Source organism: Bartonella sp. AP4SXKL (assembly GCF_042195845.1).
Lineage (GTDB): Bacteria > Pseudomonadota > Alphaproteobacteria > Rhizobiales > Rhizobiaceae > Bartonella.
This window is the reverse complement of the sequence record NZ_JBHIPA010000003.1, coordinates 60,797-84,720: the sequence shown is the minus strand read 5'-3', so window position 1 is coordinate 84,720 and position 23,924 is coordinate 60,797. Positions and strand designations below refer to the sequence as shown.

The 23,924-nt window shown below is 37.5% G+C and carries 13 protein-coding genes and 1 pseudogene; 5 read left to right on the top strand and 9 right to left on the bottom strand.

What is annotated here, in order from left to right; genetic code table 11:
• Positions 1-150: 150 nt before the first annotated feature.
• Positions 151-2,259 (bottom strand): ATP-dependent DNA helicase RecG, encoded by a 2,109-nt coding sequence (recG, locus tag ACFIMI_RS02735; protein ID WP_375692218.1) that lies wholly within the window; start codon positions 2,257-2,259, stop codon positions 151-153.
• A gap of 402 nt (positions 2,260-2,661) precedes the next feature.
• Between recG and dnaE the strand changes: the two genes are divergently transcribed.
• Positions 2,662-6,129 carry a DNA polymerase III subunit alpha gene (gene dnaE, locus ACFIMI_RS02730; protein WP_375611586.1) on the top strand — a complete coding sequence of 1,156 codons (3,468 nt, stop codon included), beginning with the start codon at positions 2,662-2,664 and terminating at the stop codon, positions 6,127-6,129.
• Between the two features lie 191 nt (positions 6,130-6,320).
• Here the strand turns inward: dnaE and ACFIMI_RS02725 are convergent, their stop codons facing one another.
• Complete coding sequence (locus ACFIMI_RS02725; protein ID WP_375688896.1) at positions 6,321-7,568, bottom strand: FAD-binding protein; 1,248 nt, start codon at positions 7,566-7,568, stop codon at positions 6,321-6,323.
• A 52-nt stretch (positions 7,569-7,620) separates the two neighbouring features.
• Positions 7,621-7,869, bottom strand: a complete 249-nt coding sequence (locus tag ACFIMI_RS02720) for a zinc-finger domain-containing protein (RefSeq protein ID WP_375611536.1) — start codon at positions 7,867-7,869, stop codon at positions 7,621-7,623.
• 325 nt (positions 7,870-8,194) lie between these two features.
• On the opposite strand from ACFIMI_RS02720, the gene ACFIMI_RS02715 reads away from it, so the two are divergent.
• Complete coding sequence (locus tag ACFIMI_RS02715; protein WP_375692217.1) at positions 8,195-10,375, top strand: RNA degradosome polyphosphate kinase; 2,181 nt, start codon at positions 8,195-8,197, stop codon at positions 10,373-10,375.
• Positions 10,376-10,381: 6 nt separating this feature from the next.
• Positions 10,382-11,899: an exopolyphosphatase gene (ppx, locus tag ACFIMI_RS02710; protein WP_375638213.1), complete on the top strand. Its 1,518-nt coding sequence runs from the start codon at positions 10,382-10,384 to the stop codon at positions 11,897-11,899.
• Between the two features lie 273 nt (positions 11,900-12,172).
• Here ppx and ACFIMI_RS02705 read toward each other — a convergent pair.
• Both ACFIMI_RS02705 and rnd read right to left on the bottom strand, forming a co-directional pair.
• A pseudogene (locus tag ACFIMI_RS02705) lies at positions 12,173-12,358 on the bottom strand (helix-turn-helix transcriptional regulator).
• A 642-nt stretch (positions 12,359-13,000) separates the two neighbouring features.
• On the bottom strand, positions 13,001-14,155 hold the full coding sequence (gene rnd, locus ACFIMI_RS02700) for a ribonuclease D (RefSeq protein ID WP_375611539.1): 1,155 nt from the start codon (positions 14,153-14,155) through the stop codon (positions 13,001-13,003).
• Positions 14,156-14,287: 132 nt separating this feature from the next.
• Here rnd and aspS point away from each other — a divergent pair, with 132 nt between their 5' ends.
• Positions 14,288-16,081, top strand: a complete 1,794-nt coding sequence (gene aspS, locus ACFIMI_RS02695; protein WP_375613090.1) for an aspartate--tRNA ligase — start codon at positions 14,288-14,290, stop codon at positions 16,079-16,081.
• A gap of 778 nt (positions 16,082-16,859) precedes the next feature.
• Positions 16,860-19,109 (top strand): DNA topoisomerase IV subunit A, encoded by a 2,250-nt coding sequence (gene parC / locus ACFIMI_RS02690; RefSeq protein ID WP_375627792.1) that lies wholly within the window; start codon positions 16,860-16,862, stop codon positions 19,107-19,109.
• A 466-nt stretch (positions 19,110-19,575) separates the two neighbouring features.
• Here the strand turns inward: parC and ACFIMI_RS02685 are convergent, their stop codons facing one another.
• The 4 genes from ACFIMI_RS02685 to purL all read right to left on the bottom strand — a co-directional run bounded on the left by ACFIMI_RS02685 (position 19,576) and on the right by purL (position 23,837).
• Positions 19,576-20,832, bottom strand: a complete 1,257-nt coding sequence (locus ACFIMI_RS02685; RefSeq protein ID WP_375611542.1) for a multidrug effflux MFS transporter — start codon at positions 20,830-20,832, stop codon at positions 19,576-19,578.
• A gap of 71 nt (positions 20,833-20,903) precedes the next feature.
• Complete coding sequence (grxD, locus tag ACFIMI_RS02680) at positions 20,904-21,236, bottom strand: Grx4 family monothiol glutaredoxin (protein ID WP_375606638.1); 333 nt, start codon at positions 21,234-21,236, stop codon at positions 20,904-20,906.
• Positions 21,237-21,334: 98 nt separating this feature from the next.
• The gene (locus ACFIMI_RS02675) at positions 21,335-21,568 is read right to left on the bottom strand and encodes a BolA/IbaG family iron-sulfur metabolism protein (RefSeq protein ID WP_375611543.1); all 234 of its coding nucleotides are present in this window, start codon (positions 21,566-21,568) and stop codon (positions 21,335-21,337) included.
• 58 nt (positions 21,569-21,626) lie between these two features.
• Positions 21,627-23,837, bottom strand: coding sequence for a phosphoribosylformylglycinamidine synthase subunit PurL (purL, locus tag ACFIMI_RS02670; RefSeq protein WP_375677953.1), 2,211 nt, complete (start codon positions 23,835-23,837; stop codon positions 21,627-21,629).
• Positions 23,838-23,924: the final 87 nt, after the last annotated feature.

Here is a 23,924-nt window from a genome sequence, read left to right as displayed (position 1 = left end):
ATTGCTTCTACTGTTTTAATGCAGTTGATTTGTTATTCGTTCATGAAGCATAAAGATGGTAAGAGACTGCGTAGATCATTTATGGGTAATTCTAAGAGAAAATCATATTTGAACAGAGAGGTATTTAAGTTTTTTATTAGAGGGTTTTTGTTATCCTGCTCGTAAGAGGCGTGCAGCATCGTTGTGTCCGAAAAGATAAAGGAGCAACCGTAAAGCTTGTCCTTGCTCAGAAGAAAGATGAGGATCGCGTTGTAAAAATAAACGAGCATCTTTTCTTGCCATTGACAAAAGATCGCTATGAATTGCAAGGTTTGCTATATGAAATTCAGGGACTCCAGATTGTTTTGTACCTAAAAGCTCTCCTTCGCCTCGTAGGCGCCAATCTTCTTCAGCAATTTCAAAACCATCTTCTGTATTGCGGATAATATTAAGGCGTGTTGCTGCTGTTTTAGTCAGTGGATCTTTATAGAGCAAAATGCAGGAAGACTTTTTATCGCCTCGTCCTACACGTCCACGTAATTGGTGCAATTGTGAAAGGCCAAAATGTTCCGCGTGTTCGATGATAATGATCGAAGCATCTGGAATATCTACTCCCACTTCAATGACTGTGGTTGCAACTAAAATACGTGTATTTCCACATTTAAAAGATGCCATAGCGGCTTCTTTTTCTGCTGTAGACATTTTTCCATGGATCATACCAACGTGTGCTCCAAAGCGCTCATGGAGAAATGCAAAGCGGTTTTCAATTGAAGTGAGATCAAGAGCTGTCGATTCCTCTACTAAAGGACAAATCCAATAGAGCTTTTCTCCTTTTTCTAATGCAATTGCGATTCTCTCTATAAGTTCATGAAGACGTTTCAAAGAAAGCGTTGCTGTTGTAATGGGTTGTCGTCCCATTGGTTTTTCGGTAATTTTAGAGACATCCATATCACCAAAAGCTGTTAAGACAAGTGTGCGCGGAATGGGCGTGGCGGTCATAACCAGCAGATCAGCTTTATTGCCTTTTTCTGTGAGAGCGATACGTTGATGGACACCAAAACGGTGTTGTTCATCGATAATGGTTAAAGCGAGATTATTATAAGTAACACTGTTTTGTATGAGAGCATGGGTTCCGATGACAATAGAAACTTGACCTGACAGAATATCATTCACGATATTTGTCCGCAATTTCCCTTTTTCTCGTCCTGTTAAAAGCGTTGTTTGTAATCCGACCTTTTCGGCAAGAGGAGCGATGGTGGCAAAATGTTGCCTAGCAAGCACTTCAGTTGGTGCCATTAAAGCTGATTGTCCTGAATTTTCAGCAATTTGTGCCATTGCCATCAATGCAACAACAGTTTTTCCTGCGCCTACATCACCTTGAAGTAGTCTTAGCATCGGTTCTGGTGAAGCAAGATCATTTGCGATATCTTCTACTGCTTTTTTTTGTCCGGTTGTGAGTTGAAAGGGGAGGATATTAAGCAATTTTTTAGTATAAATTCCTGTTGATGGTCGAGAAGTGCCAACAAGAGATTTAGTTTTCAAACGCACGAGTCCTAGTGCCAATTGACAAGCGAGCAATTCATCATAGGCAAGACGTTTGCGTGCTGTACTTTCTAAGGATAGATCATTGGGGTTAATGGGCGCATGGATACGGCGTAAAGCAACAGAAAAAGAAGGAAAATTTTGCTGCTTTTTTACATTTTCATCTATCCATTCTGGGAGGAGAGGAATAAAATCAAGAGTGTTTTGTATGGCGCGTCTTAGTGTCTTTACAGTTAGTCCTGCAGTAGAGGGATAGACAGGTTCGATCAGAGGTATCTGATTTGATTGTTCGCTTGGGGCAATATAGTCTGGATGCGCCATTGAAAGCTGTCCATTAAACCATTCAACTTTTCCTGATATAATGACTTTTTTTCCTTCGGGGAGTTGTTTTTTTAGCCAAAGAGGTTGAGCATGAAAAAAGACTAAATTTATTTTTCCTGTGTGATCATGGGCAATAACACGATAGGGAATTCGGTTGTGACCACGGGGTGGTGGTTGATGTTGATCGATGATAATTTCGAGCGTAACAGTATCTCCTTCTTTTGCAGAAGCAATGTTGGGACGCATTCTGCGGTCTATAACGGAATGGGGCATTAATTGAAGAAGGTCAATAAGGGTTGCTTCGCGTTGTGTGGGATTAACATCTAAGAGTTTGGTCAATAAACCATAGACTTTAGGTGTAATACCAGAAAGAGTTCGGATAGAATTAAAAAGTGGGGTAAGAAGACTTGGAGGCATGAGCAAATTTAACCTGCCCTTTTTGTTTTTTCTAGACCTTTAGAAGAGCTTTTTGGGGATAAAGTCATAAAGACAAGGTTGCTTTATTTACACATTGAACTTTAGGAAGAGAAATTAATATTTAAAGAAAAATACAATTAAATGGTCAAAAATTAAAGTACTTAGATGAGGTATATTGTTTTTCTTTTTATTTTAGGTGTTTATTTGCTGTGAATAGAAGCATTTTCTTGATAGAACTCTCTTATAAATATTAATAAAATTGGGATATTTCTCCTATGTAGGATGATGAATTTATAGCTTTAAAGTTTGATGATGAACAGAAGTTTTTTCTTTTATAAGGGGTGCTGTTTAGCATTTATTTTGTAGTGGGAAATTGTGAGAGTGGTAAAAAATAAAATGCAAATGCAAGAGAACAAAAATTCTCTTCCTCGCTTTATTCATTTGAGAGTGCATTCAGCTTATTCCTTGCTCGAAGGGGCTTTAAAAATCCCCCAAATTATTCAACAGACGATTTTAGATCATGCACCAGCGGTTGCTATTACCGATACCAATAATTTATTTGGTGCTTTGGAATTTTCACAGCATTGTCTTTCTCATGGGGTCCAACCTATTATTGGTTGTCAGCTTACTGTTGATTTTTGTGATGAAAATGATCATTCACGTTTGGCTAAATGGCGTAATCCTTCTGATTTTTGCTCTATTGTTCTTTTGGCTGCTAGCGAAACCGGTTATGCTCATTTGGTTCGTCTTGTGAGCCGTGCTTATCTTGATAAGTGTGATACTGATCCTCCTCATATTAAAGCTGATTGGTTGTCAGAACACAGTGAAGGCATAATCGCTTTAACGGGTGGAAAGGGAGGACCTATTAATCTTTCTTTGGCAGAAGAGAAAAAAGAACATGCTGTTGAGCGCTTAATTTATTTGAAAAAATCTTTTGCTGATCGTCTTTATGTGGAGTTACAACGGCATGGCTCTTATGACCGGAGAGTAGAAGCTGATCTTATTGAATTGGCTTATGCGCATGAAATTCCTCTTGTAGCAACGAATGAAGCTTTTTTTCTGCAAAGAGAAGGGTATGAAGCGCATGATGCGCTGATGGCTGTTTCAGAAGGACAAATTGTCTCTAATCCAGATCGCAAACGTGTGACACCAGATCATTATTTGAAGTCACAAGATGAAATGGTTACACTGTTTTCTGATCTTCCAGAAGCTTTGGAAAATAGTGTTGAAATTGCATTGCGTTGTCATATTGCCTCGCCTCTTCGAAAACCGATATTGCCTCGTTTTATAGAACAATCTGTTAATTCAGAAACTACTTTAGAAATAGAAGATAGTGAGTTATTAAATCAGGCTAAAGATGGTTTGAAGATTCGGCTTGAAACAATAGGGTTGGCTGAAGGGTATACGATTGCAGATTATGAACAGCGGCTTGATTATGAAATTTCAGTTATTACGCGTATGCAATTTTCTGGATATTTTCTTATCGTTTCAGATTTCATAAAATGGGCAAAGGTTCATGACATTCCCGTTGGACCAGGCCGGGGTTCTGGTGCTGGTTCACTTGTTGCTTATGCATTGACGATTACTGATGTGGATCCCTTGCGGTTTTCTCTTCTCTTTGAACGTTTTCTGAATCCAGATCGTGTTTCGATGCCAGATTTTGATATCGACTTTTGTCAAGAGCGGCGCGAAGAAGTTATTCAATATGTTCAAAAAAAATATGGACGTGATCAAGTTGCTCAAATTATTACTTTTGGTAAGTTACAGGCACGTGCAGTTTTGCGTGATGTGGGGCGTGTTTTAGAAGTTCCTTATCGTCAGGTGGATTATCTTACAAAATTAATTCCTGCCACCCCAGGAAGTCAGGTAGAATTAGCAGATGCTATTAAGGATGAACCTAAATTTGAAGAAGAAAAGAAAAAAGATCCCGTTGTTGGACGCGCATTAGATATAGCGCTTCAGTTGGAGGGACTTTATCGTCATGCTTCAACTCATGCTGCTGGGATTGTTATCGGAGATCGTCCACTTTGGGAGCTTGTCCCGATGTATCGTGATCCTCGTTCTGATATGCCTGTTACACAATTTAACATGAAATATGTTGAACAAGCGGGGCTGGTAAAATTTGATTTTCTTGGATTAAAAACGCTTACTGTTTTGAAAATGGCAGTCGATTTTGTTGCCAGAAAGGGGATTAAAATAGATTTATCAAATATTCCTCTGAATGATGAAGCAACCTACGCTATGATGGCACGTGGTGAAACGGTTGGCGTGTTTCAGGTGGAAAGTTCTGGTATGCGCAAGGCGTTGATTGGAATGAAGCCAGACCGTATTGAAGATATTATTGCGCTGGTTGCACTTTATCGTCCAGGTCCAATGGAGAATATTCCAACCTATAATGCACGCAAACATGGGGAAGAGGAAATTGCTTCTATTCATCCTAAGATAGATCATCTGATCAAAGAAACACAAGGTGTTATTGTCTATCAAGAACAGGTGATGCAGATTGCTCAGGTTCTTGCTGGCTATTCGCTTGGAGAAGCTGATTTACTACGTCGTGCTATGGGGAAAAAAATTCATGCTGAAATGCAAAAACAGCGTACGCGTTTTGTCAATGGAGCTGTTGCAGGTGGCGTGGATAAAGATCAAGCTGATATTATCTTTGATCTTTTAGCAAAATTTGCCGATTATGGTTTTAATAAATCGCACGCTGCTGCTTATGCAATTGTTTCTTACCAAACGGCTTATATGAAAGCAAACTATCCCGTTGAGTTTTTAGCTGCTTCAATGACATATGATATGACGAATACAGATAAGCTCAATGATTTTCGGCGTGAAGCATTAAGGTTGGGTATTGAAGTTATTGCACCTTCTATACAAACATCTCATCGTGTTTTTGAGGTTGGTGATAATTGTATTTATTATTCTCTTGCTGCCATTAAAGGTGTGGGAGAAACTGTTGTAGATCATATTGTTTCTTGTCGTGGGAGTAAGATTTTTAAGGATTTGGAAGATTTTTGTGCGCGTGTTGATCCTCGTATTGTTAATAAGCGTGCGATGGAAAGTTTAGTTTGTGCTGGTGCTTTTGATTGTTTTAACATTGCACGTGAGGTTTTATTAGCCAATCTTGGAACCCTTCATGCGCGTGCACTTCGTATTCTCGATGACAATTCTAGCGGGCAGGTTGATATATTTGGAATGGCAGGCGGATTAAAAGAACCATTGATTTTATCGCAAACAACCCCTTGGTTGCCGGCTGAGAAACTTTATCGAGAATTTCAAGCTATAGGTTTTTACTTTTCTGCGCATCCTTTGGAGGAGTATCAAGCTATTCTGAACAAAAAACGCATTCAGACTTGGGGTAATTTTGCCAATGCCGTTAAAGGGGGAGCAACGGCTGCACGGCTTGCTGGAACTGTTGTGGCAAAAAACGTGCGCAAAACAAAATCTGGTAAAAAAATGGGAATTATTCATTTTTCTGATACAAGTGGACAATATGAAGCAGTTCTCTTTTCTGAGGCACTCTCGGATTATGAAGAGATGCTAGAACCCGGAAAATCTTTTATTATTACGGTGAGCGCAGAAAATCGTTCTGAAGGAGTTAGTTTGCGAATTGAAACAATTCAGTCTTTGGAAAATGAATCATTACAACAGCATAAAATGATGCGTCTCTTTATAAAAACAGTTGATATGCTTCCACAAATTGAACAAAATTTAAATCTTGGGGGGAATGGAGAGGTTGGGCTTATTTTAATTCAAGAGGATGGATTGCGAGAAGTCGAAATTGCACTTCCTAAGCGATATAAGGTAAATTCACATGTCGCAAATGCTATGAAATTAATTCAGGGTGTTGTTGATGTAGAATTGAGTTAAAGAAAGATTAAAGATGGGAGCTGATTTTGAGTGGTGTTTTTGTTTTTAGGAGAGCTAAAAATGGAGCTTTTAAAATCGGATTGTAGGTTTCGAAAAATATTGCTTTTATTAGAGTAAATTATGATATTTTTTAGTGTCATAAAATTAAAAAAATCTCGTTCTTTCGTAATATTCAAAGTGCCGGAAGAATTTTATAAGTTTTTATCATTATTTTTTATAGAATTCATCGCATCATACATGTAAAGCCAATTGAGATCTGACATAATGCTCTCTGGTGTACGAATTTTCATCATGAGATTGCGTGCAATTGCTATGGGACCGGTTGCGTGATAGGCTAATCTATTGAAATCTCCGCGTTTTTTTACTGCTGCAATACGCGGGGTGCGTGTTGTTTCGTAAAGCGAAAGTGCTTTCGTTAATGAAAAATCTTTCAATGAAAGTGCTTTTGCTAATGTGGCGGCATCTTCGATTGCCATAGCGGCACCTTGTGCTGCAAAAGGTAAGGCAGCATGTGCGCAATCGCCAACAAATACTTGTCTCTCTAAACCGATAAAACGATTTTGTTTCATTTGAAAAAGTGGCCAATAACTCCATTCATCAATATGATCGAAGATTTGTAAGATTTTTGAATTCCAATCTTTAAAAAGAGATTTGAGTTTTTCTTTATCTCCTTTATGGGCCCATCCTTCTTTTGAACTTTCTCCATGCGTAATGGCGACAAAATTAAAAATTTTTTCTGACGATTGAATGGGGTAGACAACAAGATGATTTTTTGGTCCCATCCAAGCCGTAATTGTCTTCATATTTTGCAATGAAGAACGAAAGTTTTGAGGAAGATTATCAGATGTTGTTGTTGCACGCCAAGCAATAAAGCCACTAAAATTTGCTTTTTCATGAAAAGGAGATTGTTGCCGTAATGTTGACCAAATGCCATCACATCCGATCAAGAGGGGCGTTGAATAAAGCTGTTCTGTTGCCGTATCTGTTTTTATTGTCGTGATTTTAATGTTGGTTGCCGATTGGGTAGAAGATACAATCGTTTCGCCTGCTTTGTATTTGATCAAAGGATTTTCAATCACTGCATTATATAAAATTTTTTGTAAAGCCGCGCGGTGAATCGTCATATAAGGGGCTTTCCAATATTTTTCTGTTAGATTAATAAGATGAGCCCGTAGATGTATTTTTAAAGATAATCCATCTTTTAACTCAAGAAAATATGGGATTGTCGCGACTTTAGTGAGTTTGTTAAGAAGTTTCCAGCGAGCAAGAATAGATGTTGCATTTGGTGTCAGTTGAATACCAGCGCCTATCGTTTCAAGTTGCTTACACTTTTCGATAATGGTGCTTGCAATTCCTTTATGAGCGAGTGCTAAAGCAGTGCTTAAACCAGCAATTCCTCCTCCAACGATGATGGGTGATTGTTCCACAAATGATTTCATATTAAACAAGCAGAATTAAAAGAGGGGTTATTAAGAAAGCCAAAAAACGCAATTATAATAGCTTTTCTGGATGATATAAGCATCCTGTTGGGTTTGTTTGATCGTATGATAGCGAGGGAACATAACGATAAAGGGTTGAGCAGTAAGGGCAAATTTTCTCATCTGCTGCTCCCATATCGATAAAGATATGAGGATGATCGAATGGGTGTGTAGCGCCTACACACATAAATTCTTTCACACCAATTTCGATTGTTTTATATCCAAGGTCATTTTGGAAATGAGGAATATTGTGATCAGCCATGGCATACAAACTCCAGAATAAATTTTCTCATCAGCTATGATTGGGCTCTTCTATTTTATAGGCGTGAGTTTGTAATAAAGCGTATAATAATGCAAGATGCTTTTTAAGACAAATTTCTCTTCTTTTATGCTATATTAGAATAGTTGTCTTACTTTTAGTGCTTTGCGCATAGCAATAATTCCAAGTACTTTTAAATATTAAATGGAAAAATGATGAGGGAAGTTAGGCATTGATATATTATTATGATGATAACATATTATCAAATGTTATGTGAGATATTTCGTCAAGGATTTTAGAAAATATAAAAGAAAATTATTTAGGATATATGGAACAGAGGGTGGTAGATAAAATTTCTATATCGAATATAACAATGAAAAATCCGGTACGATTTATTAATCGAGAGTTTTCATGGCTACAATTTAATAATCGTGTTTTGATGGAAGCGGCTAATTCGAAACATCCTTTATTAGAACGTCTACAATTTTTTTCTATTTCAGCTGCAAATCTTGATGAGTTTTTTATGGTTCGTGTTGCAGGACTAGCAGCTCAAATTCGTGCTCGCGTTACAGCGTGCAGTGCAGATGGGCACACTCCACAGGAACAACTTGATATTGTATTAGCTGAGATTTCAAAGCTGCAGGCTCACCAACTACGAGAATTGAATGTTTTACGTGATGAATTAAAAAAGAATGATATTGAAATTATTTGTTCTGATGATCTTTCAGAAATTGAAAAATCATGGCTTGAAAAATATTTTCTTGAGACAATTTTTCCTGTTTTAAAACCTTTACCTGTTGATTCTACTCATCCTTTTCCATTTATTCCTAATTTAGGGCTTTCTATTGGGCTTCAATTGTCTGGAGAAACTGATCAGAATTCACACACAGTGTTGTTGTCTATTTCAATGCTTTTAAGGCGTTTCGTTCTTCTTCCTCAAGAAGGTAATCATTTTCGTTTTATCGCATCTGAAGATGTTATTTGCCTTTTTATTAAACATGTATTTCCTAACTATGAGGTTAAAGGAATTGGTACATTTAGAATAATCCGAGATAGCGATATTGAAGTAGAAGAAGAAGCTGAGGATCTTGTTCATTTTTTTGAAACTGCTCTTAAAAGGCGGCGCCGTGGGCAGGTTATTCGAGTTGAGTTTGACGCAAAAATGCCAGAGAGTTTACGCCAATTTATAGCGAATAGTCTCGCTGTTCCTGATAATTGTATTAATGTCCTTGACGGATTTTTAGCGCTTAATACGGTATCAGAAATTGTTTCTATTCCCCGCGATGATCTTAAATTTATTCCTTATATTTCTCGTGTTCCAGAATGTATTCGTAAACATAAAGGGGATTGTTTTGCGGCTATTCGTGAAAATGATATTGTGATTCATCACCCCTATGAGACATTTGATGTTGTTGTCCAATTTTTACGTCAAGCTGCTTGCGATCCTGATGTTGTAGAAATAAAACAAACACTTTATCGTACATCAAATGATAGTCCAATTGTTGGCGCTTTGATTGAAGCAGCTGAACAGGGAAAGTCTGTGACTGCTTTGGTAGAACTTAAAGCACGTTTTGATGAGGAAGCAAATATTCGTTGGGCCCGGGATCTTGAATGTGCTGGGGTTCAAGTTATTTTTGGTTTTATTGCATTAAAAACGCATGCTAAGATGTCATTAGTTGTGAGACGTGAGGGAAAACGTCTTCGCTCTTATGTTCATCTTGGAACAGGAAATTATCATCCCATTAATGCTAAAACTTATACCGATCTTTCTTTTTTTTCCACGGATGATGATATCGCTCATGATGTTGCGTTATTATTCAATTATATTGCGCAATATGAGCGTCCAAATGAAACAATGAAGATTGCTTTTTCACCCTTAACACTGCGTGGTCGTATCTTAGAGCATATTGAGGGAGAAATTGTTCATGCACAACAGGGAAGGTTTGCTGCTATTTGGATGAAAGTTAATGCATTGGTTGATCCTGAAATTATTGATGCTTTATATCGTGCCAGTCAAGCAGGGGTGCAAATTGATTTGGTTGTGCGGGGGATATGTTGTTTACGTCCTGGTATTCTAGGAATTTCGGATAATATTCGTGTAAAATCAATTGTCGGGCGTTTTCTTGAACATAGTCGCATTTTTTGTTTTGGGAATGGTCAAGATTTGCCTAATGAAAATGCACTCGTTTACTTAGGCTCTGCTGATATGATGCCTCGTAATTTGGACTATCGTATTGAAATATTGGTTCCGGTTTTTAATAAAATAGTGCGTCAAAAAATTCTTTTACAGATTATGTTAGCTAATATCATTGATAATCAACAAAGCTTTGATATACTTAAGGATGGAACATCAAAACGTATTACACCGCAGATAGGTGAAAGTCTATTTAATGCGCAGGAGTATTTTATGGCCAATACAAGTTTTGCGGGGGAAAATGAGTCTTTTGAGTCTTCTGTTTCGCGCTTGGTTGCGTTGCATCGGCAACAAGCCGAAATACATAAAGACTAAAATCCAATGACATATAGAGATGCTCAAGGTCGGTTAAAAGGGCGTAAGCCTGTTGCTGTTATTGACATTGGCTCAAATTCTGTTCGGTTGGTTATTTATGAGGGGCTTGTTCGATCACCAACAGTTTTATTTAATGAAAAGATTCTTTGTGGTCTCGGTCATGGTGTGGCGAAAACAGGATTTTTAGAAGAAAAATCGATGAAAATGGCGTTGCAAACACTGAAACGGTTTCGTACGCTTTGTCGACAGATTGGGGCAGATGAGGTCTATACTTTAGCAACAGCAGCAGCACGAGATGCACAGAATGGCGTAGCATTTATTCAGCATGCTGAAGATATTTTGCAAAATAAAATATATCTTCTTTCAGGAAGTGAAGAAGCTATGTATTCAGCATATGGAGTTGTGTCTACTTTTTATCAACCAAAAGGTATTTCTGGGGATCTTGGTGGTGGAAGTCTTGAGCTGATTGATATTGATCATTCTGATGTTGGTGAAGGGATAACGCTCCCATTGGGTGGTTTAAGGCTACAGTATATGTCAAATAATGATAGTGCTGTAGCTACAAAAATTGTACATGAGCAATTTTATAAATCGTCTGTTGTTCGTACTCGTAAAGGTATAGCACGTTATTTTTATGCAGTAGGGGGGACATGGCGTAATTTGGCAAAACTCCATATGGCAATGAAACACTATCGGCTCCCTGTTATGCATGGCTATGAAGTTGATGCCGTTGAAATGGAGAACTTTTTACGTCTTGTAGCACGTGGCAATATTGATAATATGAGAGGGATTGCAGCGGTTTCTCAGAATCGTCGAAAACTTTTATCTTATGGGGCAATAGTTCTTATTGAACTCATTCAGTGTATGGAGTTTGAAAAGATAATCTTTTCTGGTGCTGGCGTTCGTGAAGGTTTTCTTTATTCACGTTTGCCGCAGGCGATTCGGCTTTCAGATCCTCTCATTGCAGCATGCACAGAAATGGCTATTTTACGGGCACGTTCACCAAAACAAGCAGAAGAACTCATTGATTTTACGACGAATGCTTTTGAAGTTTTTGGAATTTCAGAAACCGAAAATGAATGCCGTTATCGTCAAGCCGCTTGTCTTCTTGCGGATATTGGTTGGCGTATACATCCAGATTATCGAGGCAATGAAGCAGCAAATCAAATAGCTTTAGGATCTTATCCAGGAATTTCTCATGAAGGGCGCCTTTATGCGGCACTTGCTGTTTTTTTTCGCAATACGAGTTTATTGGTTGATAAAGAATCTCTTCCCATTTTTCAATTAGCAACTCAAAATATAATTGAAAAAGCACGTATTCTTGGCGAAACTATGCGTATTGCTCATCTTTTTAGTGCTTCTGTTGCAGGAATTTTACCTCATTTATTGTGGCATAAAAAAGCAGATCATATTATCCTGCAGATCCCAAAGAATTACGCTGGGTTATTAGGAGAACGTCCTCTTGGACGATTACAGAAGTTATCAAAAATAATAAAACAACCTCTCGCTTTTGAAATTTTTTGATTTTTTTCCTAATTTATTCGTGTTTTATGTCTTAATAATAGGGCCATTGACGAGGGATAAACTAGGTAGCCTATCATCATGAGCTGGACAATAGGACTTGTTCCATAACGCCCATGCTAGACACCACGCAAAGCATTTGTAATGCCTGAGCATTCATAAAAGAAAACATAATTTTTTATTCTGTTACTTGCATCACAGGATGGATTTTTCACTTCATAAGCTTCATGTGAAAATGAAAAGTTTTGTCCATTTTTACGTGAAAAGGTTTTCTTTTTATGCTGCGTCGTTATAACGTTTCTGTTTAGCTTGCTCGATTATCTTGATAAGATTACGATTGTAACCAACGCGATAAAAAACAAGTTTTAAAGATTTTGGGAGAGATCCATTGGTTACATGACGCTGGAATGTTGAAATACTCATATGAAACAGTTTTGCACTTTCACGGTCTGTCAAAAGAATATCATTTCAGTCATTATAAAATCCTTTCACTATAAAAAATAGAAATAAATCACAACTATTTATTAACCATGATTTTCGAATCCTTTGAAAGGTGTTTAATTTATAAAAAACAGCGCTTTATCATATAATTTCTTATGTGAAACTTTATGAGTCTTATTGAGATGGAATGAGAGAATCTTACGATATTCGGAGGTCTAATTCAATATAAATAACGCTAGATTATCGTTAGAAATCAATATATTGCTTTTGTTAGGTATTTTAGTTGTTATGCTGGCTCGTTTTTGATTGTTAGATTGCAATCTTGGTAGTTTTTAATACGATATGGTGACGTGAGGCATTATATCTTTGTTTGTTCCTATTTCTAGGCTGCTATTTTTGTAATGAATGCGCTTTTATTATCAGAACTTTTTTTTCAAAACTTTTAAATAAGGAACTGTCTGTTTTTTTAGATTATTTTTAATGGGATTTCTATTTAATTGACCTGATAAAGATTTAGCTATCATTTTAATAAGAGTTTACTATTTAATTTTTTAACTTTGTCAGAAGTAGGCTTTATTTATCCTGTTTGCGTTGGCCTATAGGGCATACCAATTGATGTAGATAATGAGTAGCGTAATGGATTTTTCAAAATGAAAATGTAAATTAAAGCTGTTTTGTGCTTATTTTTCCATCGTTAAAGTAAAACCCTATCTGGCCCTTTAGCAGTTGTTCGGCTTTTTTACCAAATATTTCATAGCGCCAGCCATTCATAGCGGGAATATTTTTCTTTATTCCTCCATTGGCAATTTTTTCTAAATCATTAGATGTTGCAATAATTTTAGGGGCAATGCTGTTTTCATTTGCAACAATTTTTAATAACACTTTGAGCAGATCGATAACAGCGGCTGTCGTATCATTGAGTGGATTATGTTTAGGAATGGGGGGTAAAGTAGAAAGATCCACCTCTAATCCTTCGTGGACAGCTTTGATTAATGATTGAGCAATTGAGAGTTTATCCCAGTTCTTATTAAGACTGCGCAACCGTTTTAATGCAGATTCATCTTTTGGTTGTTGGGTTGCTATTTCTATAAGACATTCATCTTTTATGATATGACGACGTGGCATATTGTATTTTCGTGCTTCACGTTCCCGCCAAGCTGCTATCTTTTGTAATACAGCAAGTTCACGTGGCTTTTTAATTTTTCCTTTCACTTTTTTCCATGCTTCATCTTCTGGCATATCATAGGTTTTAGGATTTAAAAGGATTGTTATTTCATCATCCATCCAGTGAGCTCGTTGATTTTTCTCTAACCTTTTTTTCAATAACAAGTAAACATCTCTTAAGTAAGTTACATCGGAAAGTGCATAGAGCAGTTGTTTTTCAGACAAAGGGCGGTAACTCCAGTCTGTAAAGCGGGAGGATTTATCAAGATGATGCCCTGTACAGCGTTGTACAATTTGATCATAGGAGATAGAATCACCAAATCCACAAATGGATCCTGCTATTTGCGTATCAAAGAGAGGGGAAGGAATAACACCTCCAAGGTGATAAATTGTTTCAATATCTTGGCGCGCAGCATGAAAAACTTTTACAACTTTTTTATCGACCATAAGGTCAAAAAATGGTTGTAAATCAATATCTGGTGCTATGGGATCAATCAAAACTGTAACATCTGGTGAGGCGAGCTGTATTAAACACAGTTGAGGCCAAAAAGTTGTTTCGCGGATAAACTCAGTATCGACTGTTACAAAATCAGAGGTACGTAGAGCGTTAAGTGCAATTTCAAGATCTGTTGTTTGTGTAATAAGATTCATCATTTTATTATAATTCGATAAATTAAATTTGTCCTTTGTTGACTTTATTTTTGAGTTTTTATTCTCATATCTTGACAAATGGTTATTAAAAAGCGTTTGTAGCGCATGTGAATATTATAATCAAAGGCAAAAAACATGCATCGTTATCGCAGTCATCATTGTGCGGCTCTCCGTAGATGTGATGTAGGAACACAAGTTCGTCTTTCGGGGTGGGTTCATCGTGTTCGTGATCATGGAGGGATTCTTTTTGTGGATTTACGTGATCATTTTGGAATCACACAAATTGTTGCTGACCCTGCTTCACCAGCTTTTAAAGTTATTGAAAAAGTGCGTTCTGAATGGGTTATTCGTGTGGATGGGGAGGTATGTGCTCGTTCTGATGAGGTTATTAATGCAACGCTTCCAACAGGTGAGATTGAAATTTTTGCACAAGAGGTAGAAATTCTTTCAAAATCTGATGAGCTTCCTTTACCGGTTTTTGGTGAGCCTGATTATCCAGAAGATATTCGATTAAAATATCGTTTTCTTGATTTGCGTCGGGAGACTATGCACAAAAATATCATGCGTCGGACTGAAATTATTGCGGCTATGAGACGAGCTATGCAAAATAATGGTTTTACGGAATTTACGACGCCACTTTTGACAGCTTCATCGCCGGAAGGCGCACGTGATTTTTTGGTTCCAAGTCGTGTTCATCAGGGAAAATTTTATGCGTTACCGCAAGCGCCACAGCAATATAAACAGTTGTTGATGATGTCAGGTTTTGATCGTTATTTTCAGATTGCTCCATGTTTTAGAGATGAAGATCCAAGGGCCGACCGTCTTCCTGGTGAATTTTATCAATTAGATGTTGAAATGAGTTTTGTTGAGCAAGAAGATGTTTTAGCAACTATGGAACCTATTATGCGTTCTATTTTTGAAGAATTTGCAGATGGAAAGACTGTGACACAAAGCTTTCCTCGCATTTCCTATGATGAAGCAATGCGAAAATATGGTTCTGATAAGCCTGATCTGCGTAATCCGATCATTATGGAAGATGTTTCTCAGCATTTTTATAATTCTGGTTTCAAAGTCTTTGCTCAAATTTTAGCGAATGATGAGAATGCACAAGTGTGGGCTATTCCAGCTAAAACGGGTGGAAGTCGTGCTTTTTGTGATCGTATGAATGTATGGGCACAAGGCGAGGGGCAACCAGGGCTCGGCTATATTTTCTGGCGTGAAGAAGAAGGAAAATTTGAAGGAGCAGGGCCTATCGCCAAAAATATTGGTGAACAGAGGACTGAAGCAATCCGTATACAGCTTGGTCTTGAAAGTGGGGATGCCTGTTTTTTTGTAGCTGGCGATCCAAAAAAGTTTTCATCTTTTGCCGGAGCAGCACGCACAAGGGTAGGGGAAGAATTAGATCTTCTTGATAGAGATAGTTTCTCTTTGGCGTGGATTGTTGATTTTCCATTTTTTGAATGGAATGAAGATGAAAAAAAGATTGATTTTGGACATAATCCTTTTTCCATGCCCCAAGGGGGAGAAAATGCCCTTGCCTGCCAAGATCCTCTTACTATTAAAGCTTTTCAATATGATCTTGTTTGCAATGGTTATGAAATTGCATCAGGTGGAATTCGTAATCACTTACCAGAAATGATGCTTAAAGTTTTTGAACTTGTAGGACTTTCTAAGGAAGTTGTGAAAGATCGTTTCGGTGGTCTTTATCGTGCATTCCATTATGGGGCTCCGCCACATGGTGGCATGGCTGCGGGAATTGACCGCATTATTATGCTGTTACAAGGTGTTAAAAATTTGCGTGAAGTTGCTTTATTCCCTATGAACCAACAGGCGCTTGATCTTTTAATGAGCGCTCCGTCTGATGTTTCTCCTACACAATTACGTGATTTAGGAATCCGCATGGCTCCTACTCACAAAAATAGCTCATAAAGTTGATAATGGATTGTTTTCGTCTTTTTCTACGTAGAGTGAAGTTTTGATGCCTTTCAAGAGTCAACGGTGTGTGCGTGTACTATTTGTGAAATTTAGATAGGCAAAACGCTATTGTGTTGATTCTTTACGAGGCATTTTTATTCCTTGTTTCTATAGTGGCTTTTCCCCTTGTGATAGGTGAGGAAATAATTATAATTGCTTGATCATGAATAAATTAGAAATAAAAGAATTCTATAATATTCGGGAGCCTCATTTTAGTTGAAAAAAATTAATTATCTTTATATGTCAATATATTATTTATTTTTTATTGAAGTTTTTACAACGTTGTAGCAGAGAATTGTGTCTCTTCGTTTTTATGAGAATAATGTGGTTTTCCATTCTATGGACTTACTCTGAAAAGTTTAAATTTCATAAGTTTTGAACATTTTTTTGGTTTTTCGTAGAAAAACTGAATGGGGTTGTTATACAATTTATCTTTATAATAAAAGATGATGTTTGAAAGGTGCTTTTGTCATTTCAGAAAAGATGAAATAACTCTTTGTGGGCAGTTAAATTATCGTCGAATTTGACAAAGCTTTCAATAAATTACTTAAGACAAGGGGGGAAGGACATGTATAAATTTTTCAAATTGATATAATTTTCTGTTCATGTTCTAATTGCAGCGTTTGTTTTTATGTAATTGACTTTTAATAAAAAAGTCGACTCATAGAAGATTTCATTAAATAAATCCTATAAAATAATTTCTTATTATTGTGGGAATTGTTGTTTTAATACTATGTCTGATAAAATGAATTTACCTTTTGATAAAGAACATATTGAACCAATAGAATTACGTTCTGCTTTACAGGAACGTTATTTGGCTTATGCACTTTCTACGATTACACACCGTGCATTGCCTGATGTACGTGATGGATTGAAGCCGGTCCACCGGCGGATTGTTCATGCGATGCGTCTTCTCAAACTAAATCCTGGACAGTCTTATGCGAAATGTGCGCGGATTGTTGGTGATGTCATGGGAAAATTTCATCCTCATGGGGATGCGTCTATTTATGATGCCTTGGTGCGCTTGGCTCAAAGTTTTGCTGTTCGTTATCCGTTGGTTGATGGGCAAGGCAATTTTGGTAATATTGATGGTGATAATGCTGCTGCCATGCGTTATACGGAAGCACGTATGACTGAAGTGGCTGCATTGTTACTTGAAGGAATTAATGAGAATGCTATTGATTTTCGTTTAACCTATAATGAGGAAGATGAAGAGCCTGTTGTTTTACCAGGAGCTTTCCCTAATCTTTTAGCAAATGGTTCTTCTGGTATTGCTGTTGGTATGGCAACATCTATTCCCCCCCATAATGTTGCTGAGCTTTGTGATGCAGCACTCCATTTGATTGCGCATCCCGATGTAAATGATGAGGAATTAAATCAATTTGTTCTTGGTCCTGATTTTCCGACGGGGGGAATTTTAGTTGAACCTAAAAAAAGTATTGAGGAATCCTATCGTGTTGGGCGTGGATTCTTTCGCTTGCGTTCACGTTGGCATCAGGAATCTGGTAGCCGTGGTTCTTATGTGATTGTTGTAACTGAAATTCCCTATCAGATTCAAAAGTCACGTCTTATTGAAAAAACAGCAGAGTTATTGCTTGCACGCCGATTGCCAATGCTTGAGGATATCCAAGATGAATCAGCAGAAGATATCAGAATCGTGCTGGTTCCTAAAAATCGGTCGGTTGATCCGGAGCTCCTTATGGAGTCTCTTTTTAAATTGACTGACTTTGAAGTAAGATTTCCCCTTAATCTGAATGTTTTGTCTTTGGGAAAAATACCCAATGTCCTTTCTTTGCGAGAAAGTTTGCAGCAATGGCTTGAACATCGTCAAGAAGTGCTTATTCGTCGCTCTCATTATCGGCTTGATCAAATTGATAGCCGATTGGAAATTCTTCATGGATATCTTATTGCCTATTTAAATCTCGATGAGGTCATTCAGATTATTCGTGAAGAGGATGAACCGAAAAAGAAGCTGATTAATCGGTTTGAATTAACAGAAAATCAAGCTGAAGCTATTCTTAATATGCGCTTGCGTTCTTTGCGTAAGCTTGAGGAATTTGAAATTCGTAAAGAATTTGAAAGTTTGAAAGCTGAAAAAGAAAAGCTACAGAATTTGTTAGCTTCTCCTATAAAACAGTGGAAAATAATTTCAGAAGAAATCAAAAAAGTTCGAAACACTTTTGGGCCTGAAACACTCTTGGGGAAAAGACGTACGACGTTTGAAGAGGCACCAAGACATGATCTTGATGATATTCAACAAGCAATGATCGAAAAAGAACCGATTACTATTGTTATTTCTGAAAAGGGGTGGATGCGTGCTTTGAAGGGACACTTGAACGATTATAAAGCACTTTCTTTTAAAGAAGGAGACAGTTTAAAGTTAGCCTTTCCAGCATTTACGACCGACAAGATTGTGCTGATCAGTACGGGGGGGAAGTTTTTTGCTATTGGTGCAAATAATTTACCTGGAGGGCGGGGACATGGTGAACCTATTCGTCTCTTAGTTGATATGGATGATGAGCACGATGTTCTCACAGCTTTTGTGCATCACGCCGAGGAAAAATTTCTCTTGGTTTCATCTCACGGTAATGGTTTTATTGTTTCTTCTGCAGAAGTGATCGCCAATACACGAAAAGGAAAGCAAGTGATGAATGTGAAAGCTCCTGATAAGGTAAAGCTTTGTGTTCCGGTAAATGGTGATCATGTTGCTGTAGTCGGTGAAAACCGTAAAATGCTTATTTTTTCTATTGAACAAATACCAGAAATGAATCGCGGTAAGGGTGTTCGTTTACAGCGTTATAAAGAAGGTGGTGTTGTTGATGCCAAGACTTTTAATTTATCAGAAGGCTTAAGTTGGCAAGATACAGCTGAACGAATCTTTAACCGTCAAGCTGATGATCTCATTGAATGGATGGGAATGCGTGCGGGCGTCGGGCGTTTGGTTCCAAGAGGATTTCCAAAATCAGGAAAATTTATCAATTAAATGTATTTTATAAATGGGAAAATTCCCTATGGTTTTATGATTATGTAAGATATTAATTTATAAAGATAATTTATTATTTTTTATATTGAACGAAAGACCTAAAGCGTAAGTTTTTCTCTTATTTCGATCTTGTTCAGGTTAAATCAATCAAAACTGTTTGTTTGCCTATCATGAGATGAGAGACCAGCCCGTCTTCATAAAAACTATTGAAGAAAAGAATAAAAATATTTTTTAATAAACCGTTTCACAGACAAGAGTTGTTGCAACAATAGTATGTTTGTTTTTTTACATTATACCATTTATGGGTGCTGTCGTGAAATGATTTGATATTTCGAGAGCTGTACCTTTAAACAAACAATGTGAATGTTTAACACAAGAATGTTCTATTTGGAGATGTTTTATTTTGTCTGATAGGTTTATTTTCTTATTGTTCAAGAGAGATGTTATTAATCTTTCGTAGTAATATTTATTCGTTAGGATTACTATGATATTGTCTAAAAAGATGACCACGTTCAGCCCATAAGACGAGAAGTATGGCAGTGAGACTCAGAAAGAAAAATCCTGCTGAGTTTGGGATGGTTGTTTCATCAAATTGTTGGGCAATAAAAAAGCTAAGTCCTGCACCGATAGATGTTTGAAGAAAGCCGGATACAGAAGAAGCTGTTCCAGCTATTTCTCCTACAGGTTCAAGAGCGAGTGTATTGAAATTGGCCATAATACCACCGCAGGTAAACATTAATATACAATATAACGTCATATAAAAAGGAAAAGGGATAACACCACCTGCTAAGATGGACCCAATAAACCAAATGCATGAAGTGGCACAAAAGAGCAAAAGCATAGTATGAGCAATACGCCGCATTCCAAGGCGTCCAACGAGTTGAGAGTTAAAGAATGATGATAGAGCTTGAAATGCAGCACCAACTGCGAAAGCAATAGGGAACCAAAGTCCTAGATTATAGATCCCTTCATATGTTTGTTGTGATGTATTAACGGCGGTAAAGATACAGCCTAAAATAATGGACGTTGCAAGTGTATAGCAAAGTGTTGTGCGATTGGTTATTACAATCCATAAGTTGTGTTTAACTGAAGAAAAGGAAAGAGAGCGTTGCGCATAAAGAGTTTCAGGCAAGCGCAGTTGAATCCAAATCATCAGTCCTAAACCAATCATTGCCATGAAAATAAAAATATATTGCCAATGTCCGAGCAGTAAAATGATCTGTCCTGTTGCGGGACCAACCATTGGTGCAACAAGAAAAACCATCATAACAATAGACATAACTTCTGCCATTTTTCGACCACTGTAGAGATCACGTACGACGGAAACTGTGAGCACGCGCATAGCAGCCCCTCCAATTCCTTGCAAGATACGTAAAATAAGTAAGAGAGAAAAATCAGTTACAAAGGCACAGCCAATCGCCGTAAATGAATAAAAAGCAAGCCCGAGAAGAATAAGTTTACGTCGTCCATACCTATCGCTTATTGGACCGAAAAATATTTGAGCAATACCATAGCTAATAAGATAACTCGAAATGATATAATGTTGATCATTTTCATTGAGAACATTTAAGCCGTCTAAAATATCGGGCATAGCTGGCAGCATAATATCAACAGCTATAGCGTTAATAGCCATGAGCGAAGCAATAAGAATAACAAATTCTTTATAGCCAATTTTGTTTCTAATCGCATCTCTATGCGTTTGTTCATCGACTGAATATGACATATGGCATCCTTGAAATAAAAATTTCGTCTGAAAACAGCTCTTTTTAAGAGTCTGAATAAAATGAAAGATACCTATGATTGATTACATGGAATATTTTTTTCTTTCAAAAGTTCCTGTAACTCATTGTTTTGAAACATCTCTTTAACAATATCACAGCCTCCGATAAATTCACCTTTGATATAAAGCTGTGGAATTGTTGGCCAATTTGAGTAATCTTTAATCCCTTGACGCAATTCGTTAGAAGTTAAGATATTAATCCCTTTATAATTCAATCCTAAATAATCAAGAATTTGAACAACTTGTCCTGAAAACCCGCATTGCGGAGCGTCAGGTGTTCCTTTCATGAATAAAATGACGTCGTTTGTTTTAATTTCGTTGTCAATAAAATCATGAACAGTGGTCATTTTTATCCCTCGATATTTCAGATTTTTATCAGTGTGTAATTTATATTCATACTGCTTTTAATCGTATTAAATGTGTGAATGCAAGAAGAAATTTTAGATTATTTTGGGACATTTGTTTGCAACATTAAGGCGTGAAGGTCATTTCCCATATTGCCTTTAAGGGCATCATAGACCATTTTATGTTGTTGAACACGGGTTTTACCACGAAAACTTTCAGAAATAACTTCTGCAGCATAATGTTCCCCATCTCCAGCAAGATCACGAATTCTTACAGTAGCATCAGGAATGCCTTCACGAATAAGCGTTTCAATTGCATGGGCACTCATTGCCATCATTATTCTCCTATGTTGTTCATTTTTTATAAAGGCTGTTTAAGAGAAAAAACAATTTTTATTCTTCACCCATAAATTGTGGAAACCAGTTTTCATAGGCTTTTGTGAGTTTGTCTACTGAAAGTGTTAATATCCCATCTATATTAAGAGAAGTACCCTCGACTTGACCTAGCTCTGTTAAAGAAACTGTATTGATTTGTGCACGCTCTTTAAGACTATTAAGAGAGTGAGGTTTGACGGCTAAAAGATAACGTCCTTGGTCTTCTCCAAAAAGTTCTGCATGATGGGGTGATTTATTGCTTAATTTTACTTTGATTCCTTTACCTGCTTTAATGACCATTTCAGCAAGTGCTATCGCTAATCCTCCGTCAGAAAGGTCATGGGCGGCGTGAATAAAACCACGATGTATGACATCTCGAACAAATTGACCATGCTTTTTTTCAAGTTGTAAATCTACAGGGGGGGGGGGGCCTGCATCAATATTTAAAATGTTACGTGCATAGATTGATTGTCCTAAATGGGAGCCGCAATTTCCTACTAAAACAAGAATATCTCCATTTTGCATACCACTTATTGTTACCATTTTAGACCAATCATTAAGAAGGCCTACCCCAGCAATTGTGGGGGTTGGAAGAATGGCTTCCCCATTTGTTTCGTTGTAAAGAGAAACATTGCCTGAAACGATAGGAAAATCAAGGATTCTACAAGCTTCTCCTATACCTTTAATAGCAAAAACCAGCTGTCCCATAATTTCAGGTTTTTCAGGGTTACCAAAATTGAGATTATCTGTAGCAGCCAGTGGTGTTGCACCTGTCGTACTAATGTTTCGCCAGCATTCTGCGACAGCTTGTTTCCCCCCTTCATAAGGGTCTGCTTCACAATAGCGAGGTGTTACATCAGAAGAAAAAGCAAGAGCACGTTTGCTGTTGTTTCCTACACGGATAACGCCTGCATCACCTCCTGGACAAACAAGGCTATTTCCTTGGATAAGGGTATCATATTGTTCATAAACCCATCGCCGAGAACTTTGATCAGCAGAATTCAATAAGCTCAGAAGCGCATCACCAAGATTTTCAACTTTTTTGACGTCTTCTGCTTTCAAGGGTGTTTTTTTTGCCGGCTCACTCCAAGGACGATCATAAACAGGCGCTTCATCACCAAGCTCTTTGATGGGAAGATTGACAACTTCTTCCCCTTGATGAAATACACGAAAACGTAAATCATCGGTTGTTTTTCCAATGATAGAAAAATGTAGTCCCCACTTATGAAAAATTGCTTCTGCTTGCTTTTCTAGTTCTGGTTTAAGGACCATGAGCATACGCTCTTGACTTTCAGAAAGCATCATTTCATAGGCTGTCATGTTTTCTTCTCGAACAGGAACTGTATCAAGATTAAGCTGTATCCCCAGATTTCCTTTTGCTCCCATTTCAACGGCAGAAGAGGTGAGTCCTGCTGCCCCCATATCTTGAATAGCAACCACGGCTCCAAGTTCCATGAGCTCTAAACATGCTTCAAGGAGACATTTTTCTGTAAAAGGATCACCGACTTGAACAGTTGGGCGTTTTTCACTGATTGAAGAATCAAATTCAGCAGAAGCCATTGTTGCTCCACCGACACCATCACGTCCTGTTTTTGCACCCAGATAAACAACAGGGAGTCCAATACCTTGTGCTTTAGAATAAAAAAGGGCGTCTGTCTTTGCAATACCGGCGACAAAAGCGTTAACAAGGATATTGCCATTATAACGCTCATCAAAATTTACTTCTCCACCAACCGTTGGAACACCAAAAGAATTGCTGTAACCACCTATTCCAGAAACAACACCAGAAACAAGATGGCGTGTTCGTGGGTGATCAGGAGCACCAAATCGCAATGCATTCATAGCAGCAACAGGACGGGCTCCCATTGTAAAGACATCACGTAAAATACCACCAACACCTGTCGCTGCACCTTGATAAGGTTCAATATAAGAAGGGTGGTTATGGCTTTCCATTTTGAAAACAACACATTGTCCTTCGCCAATATCGGCAACACCAGCATTTTCACCAGGTCCTTGGATGACACATTTTCCTTCTGTCGGAAGAGTTTTTAGCCATTTTTTAGATGATTTATAGGAACAATGTTCGTTCCACATTGCAGAAAAAATTCCTAGTTCAGTAAATGTTGGTTCTCTACCAATTAACGTTAGGATACGTTGATATTCATCTTCTTTTAGCCCGTGTTGTGCAATGAGTTCTGATGTAATAGTGATGTTATTGCAAGGCTTCATGAGTATTTATCCGTCAAATTAATCGAAATTTAGTATTTTTATTTTTTTAACCTAGCAGCTTATATTATAAACAATAATGTTGTTTAA

Bases quoted from the DNA above. Each gene is read 5' to 3' on its own strand.
- recG (WP_375692218.1), bottom strand. From the start codon at position 2,259: ATGCCTCCAAGTCTTCTTACCCCACTTTTTAATTCTATCCGAACTCTT.
- dnaE (WP_375611586.1), top strand. From the start codon at position 2,662: ATGCAAGAGAACAAAAATTCTCTTCCTCGCTTTATTCATTTGAGAGTG.
- ACFIMI_RS02725 (WP_375688896.1), bottom strand. From the start codon at position 7,568: ATGAAATCATTTGTGGAACAATCACCCATCATCGTTGGAGGAGGAATT.
- ACFIMI_RS02720 (WP_375611536.1), bottom strand. From the start codon at position 7,869: ATGGCTGATCACAATATTCCTCATTTCCAAAATGACCTTGGATATAAA.
- ACFIMI_RS02715 (WP_375692217.1), top strand. From the start codon at position 8,195: ATGGAACAGAGGGTGGTAGATAAAATTTCTATATCGAATATAACAATG.
- ppx (WP_375638213.1), top strand. From the start codon at position 10,382: ATGACATATAGAGATGCTCAAGGTCGGTTAAAAGGGCGTAAGCCTGTT.
- rnd (WP_375611539.1), bottom strand. From the start codon at position 14,155: ATGATGAATCTTATTACACAAACAACAGATCTTGAAATTGCACTTAAC.
- aspS (WP_375613090.1), top strand. From the start codon at position 14,288: ATGCATCGTTATCGCAGTCATCATTGTGCGGCTCTCCGTAGATGTGAT.
- parC (WP_375627792.1), top strand. From the start codon at position 16,860: ATGTCTGATAAAATGAATTTACCTTTTGATAAAGAACATATTGAACCA.
- ACFIMI_RS02685 (WP_375611542.1), bottom strand. From the start codon at position 20,832: ATGTCATATTCAGTCGATGAACAAACGCATAGAGATGCGATTAGAAAC.
- grxD (WP_375606638.1), bottom strand. From the start codon at position 21,236: ATGACCACTGTTCATGATTTTATTGACAACGAAATTAAAACAAACGAC.
- ACFIMI_RS02675 (WP_375611543.1), bottom strand. From the start codon at position 21,568: ATGGCAATGAGTGCCCATGCAATTGAAACGCTTATTCGTGAAGGCATT.
- purL (WP_375677953.1), bottom strand. From the start codon at position 23,837: ATGAAGCCTTGCAATAACATCACTATTACATCAGAACTCATTGCACAA.